This is a genomic window from Desulfopila aestuarii DSM 18488, assembly GCF_900143695.1.
Classification (GTDB): Bacteria; Desulfobacterota; Desulfobulbia; order Desulfobulbales; family Desulfocapsaceae; genus Desulfopila; species Desulfopila aestuarii.
In genome coordinates, this window is sequence record NZ_FRFE01000083.1 from 1 (window position 1) to 3898 (window position 3898).

The 3898-nt window shown below is 42.7% G+C and carries 2 protein-coding genes; both read left to right on the forward strand.

The window, feature by feature from the left end; genetic code table 11:
- Positions 1-310: 310 nt before the first annotated feature.
- A complete protein-coding gene (locus tag BUF15_RS26310; protein WP_159441403.1) occupies positions 311-1159 on the forward strand; it encodes a phosphate/phosphite/phosphonate ABC transporter substrate-binding protein in 849 nt (282 codons plus the stop codon).
- Positions 1160-1166: 7 nt separating this feature from the next.
- The coding region (locus BUF15_RS26315; protein WP_159441404.1) for a PAS domain-containing hybrid sensor histidine kinase/response regulator at positions 1167-3898 on the forward strand (2732 nt) is incomplete at its 3' end.

Here is a 3898-nt window from a genome sequence, read left to right on the forward strand (position 1 = left end):
GGAGGGGGAATTGATCCCCCACATCTTTATCTAAAAATGGCAAAGGCATTAGGAGCGAGCGCTGTTTTTGTAAAACCTTTCGATAGCAAAGAGTTCCTTCGGACGGTTGCTACTCTTTTAGATAAATAGGCACACTATTGTAGGCAATTGCAAAAAAATATGGTTCATCCCCTAAACGCGTACCTGAAGTAGAGATGTTGCAAAGAGAAATAAAATGAGACAAATTTGTTTGGTGTCCAATCAAACAAATACGGAGGTCTCAGGCATTCAGAGACTTTACCTGCAGAATGTTAAAAAATCGGAGTTTTCAATGAAATTCTCAAAAATCATGTTGGCACTCGTATTGAGCATGATTTCTTGTTCTTTCTTTGCCATGCCAACACATTTGTGGAGTGATGAGCTTAAAGAATTCAAGAAAGAGTATGTTTTTGCAGTAATCCCACAAGGGCCACCTGAGACCATGTACAGAAACTGGAAACCGTTCATCGATCGATTATCACATGACACGCATCTGGCATTAAAACTTAAACTGTATGAAAGAATGGAAGACTTCGATGAAGATCTGAGAGAAGGAGAGGTCGATTTTGCATATTTGAACCCCATCCAAGAAATCAAGGCATGGCATGCAAGTGGTTACATACCTCTAGTGAGGAATAAAGAAATCATAAGAGGTGTCATTTTTGTTAAAAAAAATTCTGGCATTAAAAATCTTCAAGATTTGAATGGCAAAGAAATTGCTCTTGTGGGCTCTGGCAATGTTTGCAGCATAGCGTTGCGACATGACATACAGGCATTGGACATAAAATCGCACTATGTCGGCAGTTCAAGCAATGTGTATAAAAATGTTGAGATCGATGAGAGTAGTGCGGGAGGTACTCTAGACGTAGTGTTTGAGAAGGATATTCCTACACTGGCTCAAGAGTTTCGAACGATTTATACGACAGATTCTCTGAGTTCTCACCCTATAGCAGCGCATCCATCGGTCTCATTAAACGATCGTTTTTTAGTACAAGAAAATGTTATGAAATACGCAAAAGACAAAAAATCACAGGATCTGCTCAAAGCTATAGGTATGCAAGATCCTGTAATGGCGAATTACCAAAAGGACTACCAACCTCTTGAGGCGAGATTGGTGAAAAGCTCAGACACTGCACATTAGGATGGGTATGAAAAAGTTTTATCCCCAGAGGCTTTACTACCAGATAGCTTCTCTACTATTGGTCATAATCATTACGTCCTTTTTCGCTTTCGGTTTCATTACTGCCTCAAAGCAGACAGAATTGCTGCACAGTATTATGACGGAAAGTGCAGCGAAAATGACAAAAGGGTTGGCGGACAGCTGTATCCGCTATTTCCTTATCTCAGATTATGCCGGGCTCGATGAGTTGCTTGCGAAGTTTATTGTCATGTCGGGAGCTGAACAAATCCAGGTGTATCGAGAGGACGGAAGGATTTTGAGTGAAGTAACCAGGGATGCTTCATCACCTCAAGGTTTAAAGTTTTCACTGAATAGGCATATTGAGGTTTCTGATGGTGAAGAAGATATCAGAATTGAAGATGACCTCATGATTATTTCCCAACCGATCGCTTCCATCAACGTTCTAGGTTGGGCTCGCATTACTTTCAGTCTCAAATATATTGATAAAATGCGTCATGACATATGGGTAAATACAGGACTGTCGGTTTTATTTTGGTCCATGCTCAGTGTCGCCATTTTCATGTTAATTTTTAAACGGTTCACTGGTTTAATTGAGCAGATCTCTGCTTTTTCTCGAAATCTCGGAAACCTCAAAGGGGAATTAATTGACGTTCGGCATGGCCCATACGAGATCCAACAACTTTGCGAGTCCCTCAACTATGCATCAACTGATCTTTTTAAAAAAGAAAAAGAACTGAAGGCATATAGAGAGGGACTGGAAAAGCTGGTCACGACACGTACAACAGAACTTGAGAAAGAAATTGACGAACGAATGAGGGCAGAGAGGGTGATCAAAGAAAGCGAAGAACGTTATCGCCTGCTTGCCGAGAATGCGACGGATATCATCTGGACACTTGGAATCGACATGCAGATGACCTATGTCAGTCCCTCTGTGACTCATTTACTTGGATTTACCCCGGAAGAAGTAATGGCACGAACAGTAGAACAAATATACACCCCTTCTTCCTTAGAACGTGTCCGGGCAATTTTTACTCATGCATTTGACAAGGATTGGCACAAGGATTCCATACAATCCAATGTATTGGAACTCTCGCTGATTTGTAAGGATGGGAATTACCTCCCGGTTGAAGGAAATTTCAGTATCTTATACAGTGCAGCAGGCCACCCCCAAGGTCTCCTCTCGATTAATCGTAATATTTCTGAACGTAAAATAGCTGAACAAAACTACCAGACACTGTTTCAGGAAATGCTTGACGGTTTTGTCCTGCACGAGATTATTTGCGACAATGCCGGAACTCCTGTTGATTATCGTTTCCTGGCCGTTAACAGGGCATTCGAACGAATGACCAACTTAAAGGCAACCGATGTCATAGGCCGAACAGTCATGGATGTTTTGCCCGGCACTGAGCGGCACTGGATTGATACATACGGCAGAGTGGCACTCACAGGTGAACCGGCATATTTTGAAAACACTAGTGAGGATTTGCACAAACATTTCATCGTTACAGCCTTCCGTCCTGCTCAAGGTCAGTTTGCCTGTATCTTTACAGATATTACCGACCAGAAAAAAGCAGAAGTTGAAAGAGAATATCTGCAATCTCAGTTGAGTTATGCTCAAAAAATGGAGGCAATCGGCACCCTTGCAGGAGGTATCGCCCATGATTTCAACAATATACTTAGTGCAATGTTGGGGTATGCAGAAATGGTTAGGGAAGATAGTCCTGAAGGGACAATGGCAGCAAGAGATCTTGATCAGGTTCTAATTGCTGGCCACCGGGCAAAAGAGCTTGTAAAGCAAATACTCGCCTTCAGCAGACAAGCAGAGACTGAGAGAATCCCCCTTCAACCTGCAATAATAGTCAATGAAGTGATCAAATTGCTCCGAGCCTCAATTCCGACCACAATCGCCATCGAACAGGATATAGACTTGCAATGTGACCTTATCCTGGCTGATCCCGTTCAGGTTCATCAGATCCTCATGAATCTCTGTACTAATGCCTTCCATGCCATGGAGGTCGATGGTGGTACCCTCTCCATTTCTCTGAAGATGAAAACGCTCAGTCAGCAGGAGCTTATCCATGAGTCACAATTATTGCCCGGGAATTACATACAGTTATCCGTAAGGGATACCGGCACGGGGATTGAACCGGGCATTCAGAAAAAGATCTTTGATCCCTATTTTACCACCAAGGAACTGGGCAAGGGAACCGGTATGGGCTTAGCCATTACCCATGGCATAATAAAAAGTTATGGTGGATTCATTACCTGTGAGAGCCAACTCGGAGAGGGAACTGTTTTTACTATTAACCTTCCTGTCTCTGAGGAAAGTATCTTGTCTCAATCCAATTTTGTTGATTCGATTGTGGCCGGAACCGAACGGATTCTTTTTATTGACGATGAGCAGATGCTGGCCGACATGGGTAAAACAATGTTGGAAAGACTTGGCTATAAGGTAACAGTGCGAATGAGCAGTATAGAAGCACTTGCCACTTTCAAAAATCAACCGGATGCTTTCGATCTGGTTATCACAGATCAGACCATGCCGGGTATGACTGGAAGTGACCTGGCACGGCGCATACTCCAGATAAGGCCGGAAATGCCGATCATTCTCTGTACAGGTTTCAGCAATCAAATTTCAGAAGAAAAGGCAAGATTATTTGGAATAAAGGGTTTTGCGATGAAGCCACTGGCGAAAAAGGATCTTGCCACCCTTATAAGGAAAGTGCTGAATGAAGTAAA